This window comes from Longimicrobium sp., assembly GCF_036554565.1.
In the GTDB taxonomy this organism is placed as follows: Bacteria; Gemmatimonadota; Gemmatimonadetes; order Longimicrobiales; family Longimicrobiaceae; genus Longimicrobium.
The window spans coordinates 1-3,857 of record NZ_DATBNB010000465.1; the positions used below are offsets into that span (position 1 = coordinate 1).

A 3,857-nucleotide genomic window follows, 5' to 3' on the forward strand; every position below is an offset into this window, starting at 1 on the left:
CACTTTCGCACTTTCGCACTTTCGCACTCACGCACTCACGCACTCACGCACACACGCACTTCCCCCACTCACGCACTCCGCTTCCGCGCGATCTGCCCGCGATGATGCTCGATGTGCAGCGCGGCGAAGCGCATGCCGCGGTTCCAGTCGATCAGGCCGAAGTAGGGGTGCGTCAGCCCCGGCTTCCCTGCCCCGCGCGCCGTTTCGGAGGCGCGCTCGAACTGCTCCCCGAGCGTTCGCAGCTGCGCCAGTGCCTCATCGCGGGTTCCGCCGGGTGTGTGCGGACGCACCTCGCGCGGGGCGCGGGCACCCTTGGGGAACTTGCGGTGGAAGAGCATGTGCGGGAGGAGGAGAAGCTTCAGCATGCGGCGGCGAAAGGGCGTCAGCTTCAGCTTCATCGTCGCTCCCGTGGTCGCCTCGCCGATGAACACGCGGTACGTCAGCGCCAGGTGCTCGGTGATCTCGGCGGGGGTCCACTTGCCGGGCTGCCAGGGCGTGGTCCAGGCGTCGGCGGGGAGCGCGGCGGCGGCATTCAGATAGCCGGCGAGCGCCACCTGGTGCTCTTCGAGCGCCGAACGCCAGCGCGCGTCGGTACGCGGCACGGTCGCGGGCATGGGTGCGGAGGGGTGGGGAGGGATGGGAAAAGGCCGCCGGTCAGCGGCCTTCGGTCAGCCAGTGGGTGATGCGGATGGGCGATTCGGTGAACTTCCACCCGGCGCGGCGCCACTCCTCCACCTGGCGGATCAGGTCGGAGGCCAACGCCTGCCGGTCGTGCCCGGGAAGCTCCGGGTCCTGGTCGCACGCCCACTCGCGGTAGCGCACCGTTCCATCGGCATCCGGGGGAAAGAGCATGATGACGTAGCCCTCGTCCCCCGACGGGCTCCTGGCCTGAAAGCCGATGTTGGCTTCCCTGCTCACGGCGCGGCGGGCTCCGCGGCGACGGCTACGGGCGACGAGCGGACGAACACGACGCCGGGCTCGCGCGCGCCCTCGGCCGAAACCACGCCGTCGATGGCCATCGCCACGAAGAGCAGGGCCAGGTACAGCAGCGAGTTGCGGTACAGCGCCCACGCCGGCTTCACGAAATCCGCCGCGCGCATCACCCGCACCACGTCGCGCAGGAACCACAGCCCCAGGATGGCCGCCATCACCCCGTAGAACGCGCCCAGCCCGCCGTACGTCACCGGGCCCAGCGACAGCGGCACCAGGATGAGCGTGTACAGCAGCATCTGCTTCATGGTCTCGCGCTCGCCCCAGACGTTGGGCGCCATGGGCACGCCCGCGCGGCCGTAGTCCTTCTGCTTGACCAGCGCCAGCGCCCAGAAGTGCGGCGGCGTCCAGAAGAACACAATCATGAACAGGTAGACGGCCGTCAGCGAGATCTCGCCGGTGGCCGCGGCCCACCCCACCAGCGGCGGAAACGCCCCCGCCGCCCCGCCGATGACGATGTTCTGCGGCGAGGTGCGCTTCAGCCAGCGCGTGTAGACGAAGACGTAGAACAGGAGCCCGGCCAGCGCGAGGATGGCGCTGATCAGGTTGACCTTGAACGCGAAGAGCGCGAACGCCGCCGCGCCCAGCGTAATGCCGAACGCCAGCACGTGCCCCGGCGACATGCGGCCGCTGGGGATGGGCCGCAGCTTCGTCCGCGGCATGTGCACGTCGATGTCGCGGTCCATGAACATGTTGATGGCGTTGGCCCCGCCCGCCATCAGGTACCCGCCCAGCAGCGTCCACAGCAGCACGCCCACGCCCGGCATGCGGCCCAGCGCGATGAACATGGGCGCGGCCGTGGTCACCAGCAGCAGCGAGATGATGCGCGGCTTGGTGAGCGTCACGTAGTCGCGCAGCCGCTGCGCCACGCCCCCCGAACCGGTGCGCGCGGCGGCCATCCCGGCCCGCTGCGTGGCCGTGGTCATCTGCGCGTCGGCCCCGTCGCGCGGAGGCGCGGGCCGGGGGGCGCTCAGGGCTTCGGTGGAAAGGGCGGCGATCGCGTCGGACATCAACCTGGTCGTTCCGGGTGCAAGGTGGCCCAAATATACGCCAGCGGCTCCGGAGCGCCACCCTCCGCGGGGGATTCCCCACAGCCGGCGGGAGATTGCCCCACGCCCGCCAAGCCCAAAGCGTTCAACCACTTGCGCGCGCGCGCCCCGTCCCTGTACCGTGGTGCGCCGTCGCAGCCATCACCCGCGCACCCCCTGATGTCCATCAACCCCAACGCCCACAAGGGCTTTGCCCGCGCCGCGCAGGTGGTGCTGGCGTACACCGTGGCCGTGGTGCTGTGGGGCGCGTACGTGCGCGCCACGGGGTCCGGCGCGGGGTGCGGGCGCCACTGGCCGCGCTGCAACGGGCAGACGATCCCGCGCAGCCCCTCGGCCGAAACCATCATCGAGTTCACGCACCGGGCCACTAGCGGCCTGGCGCTCCTCGCCGTCGTGGCGCTGCTCCTCTACGGCTTCCGTTGCCTGCCGAAGGGCGCACCCGCGCGGGCCGGTGCGGTCGCCTCGGTGGTGCTGATGCTCACCGAGGCGGCGGTGGGCGCCGGGCTGGTGCTGCTGGAGCTGGTGGGCGCCAACTCGTCGGGGTGGCGGGCGTTCATGATGGCGCTTCACCTGGTGAACACCTTCTTCCTGCTGGGCGCCATCACGCTCACCGCCTGGTGGGCCACCGGGGCGCCGCGCATCCGCCTGCGCGGCCAAGGCGCCGCGGCGGTGCTGATGCTTTCCGCCATCGTGCTGACGGTGATCGTCGGGGTGACGGGCGCCATCACCGCGCTCGGCGACACCCTGTTCCCCAAGACGTCGGTTGGGCTGAACGTGTCGCCCACGGCGCACTTCCTGGAGCGGCTGCGAGTGGTTCACCCTGCCATCGCCATCGCCACCGGCTCGTTCGTCGTCGTCTCGGGCGCGGCGGTGCGCAGGATGCGGCCGGACCCGGCAACCGTGCGGTTTTCGCGGATGCTCGCGTGGCTGTTCGGATTGCAGATCGTCGCGGGGACGGTGAACGTGGTGCTGCTGGTTCCCGTGTGGATGCAGATCATTCACCTGCTGCTGGCCGACGCGCTGTGGATCACCCTCGTCCTGACCGCAGCCTCGGCCCTGGCTGACCGCGATTCGGGCAGCCACCCGGCGGATGCCACACGCGTCCCGGTACCGGAGCCGGCGGCGATCTGAGCGGGGGTCCACCCGGCTCGACGGGCTGCCGCTCACGCGGAGGGAGCCCCCTCCCCCCGGCCCCCTTCCCCCGCTGCGCAGGGGAGGGGGAGACCCGGATCCAGGCTTGATTGCACGTGCGGTCCGATCGCACCTCCAGAATCCAGACGCGCGCACCCGACGCGCACACCCGACGCGCACACCCGACCCGCCGACGCGCGCGCTGTCATCCCGAAGGAGCGACCCCGGCCAACCTGCCCGCACAACACACGTCGCAGCGACTGAGGGATCCGCCACACACCTCGCGACACCACTCCGGAACGGCAGGAACACATCACTCGGTGTCGTTCGGGCGTATACGCCCGGATCAGCGGACCCGGCTCACTCCACGACCGCCGGGCGCCGCCCGGAGTGTGTGGCGGATCCCTCGGTCGCTGCTGTCTAAGTCGCCAGGGCCGGTTCGGCGTGGCCGCTCCGTCGGGATCACAGTGTGCGCCACACCTGCCGAAGCGCGATCGAATTCTCCCCCTCTCCCGCTTGCGGGAGAGGGGGCCGGGGCGAGAGGGCAGCCGGGGAATGCGCCGCCGCCACTCGACACGCTCCATCACTCGCTAGGGCAGCGGGGGAATGCGCCGGACTCCCCGAAGCGCGCAACACTGGCTCCCTTCCCCCGCGGCTGTTTGCGGGGGAAGGGTTGGGGATGGGGGG

The 3,857-nt window shown here is 71.0% G+C and carries 4 protein-coding genes; 1 reads left to right on the forward strand and 3 read right to left on the reverse strand.

All coding sequences use genetic code 11. From position 1 onward, the window contains the following. Nucleotides 1–68: 68 nt before the first annotated feature. From VIB55_RS12790 to VIB55_RS12800, 3 genes are read right to left on the reverse strand one after another with little or no spacing between them, the layout of a single operon-like run. The gene (locus tag VIB55_RS12790) at nt 69–614 is read right to left on the reverse strand and encodes a DinB family protein (protein WP_331877037.1); all 546 of its coding nucleotides are present in this window, start codon (nt 612–614) and stop codon (nt 69–71) included. Between the two features lie 40 nt (nt 615–654). Continuing rightward, entirely contained in the window at nt 655–918 is a 264-nt protein-coding gene (locus VIB55_RS12795) for a hypothetical protein (RefSeq protein WP_331877038.1), read from the reverse strand. Then, nucleotides 915–2,000: a heme o synthase gene (locus tag VIB55_RS12800; RefSeq protein WP_331877039.1), complete on the reverse strand. Its 1,086-nt coding sequence runs from the start codon at nt 1,998–2,000 to the stop codon at nt 915–917. Before VIB55_RS12800 ends, VIB55_RS12795 begins: the two co-directional genes overlap by 4 nt. A 198-nt stretch (nt 2,001–2,198) precedes the next feature. Here VIB55_RS12800 and VIB55_RS12805 point away from each other — a divergent pair, with 198 nt between their 5' ends. Further along, nucleotides 2,199–3,170: a COX15/CtaA family protein gene (locus VIB55_RS12805; protein WP_331877040.1), complete on the forward strand. Its 972-nt coding sequence runs from the start codon at nt 2,199–2,201 to the stop codon at nt 3,168–3,170. The last annotated feature ends 687 nt before the right edge of the window (nt 3,171–3,857 follow it).

Coding starts and splice junctions, on each gene's coding strand:
- VIB55_RS12790 (WP_331877037.1), bottom strand. CDS start 614: ATGCCCGCGACCGTGCCGCGTACCGACGCGCGCTGGCGTTCGGCGCTC.
- VIB55_RS12800 (WP_331877039.1), bottom strand. CDS start 2,000: ATGTCCGACGCGATCGCCGCCCTTTCCACCGAAGCCCTGAGCGCCCCC.
- VIB55_RS12805 (WP_331877040.1), top strand. CDS start 2,199: ATGTCCATCAACCCCAACGCCCACAAGGGCTTTGCCCGCGCCGCGCAG.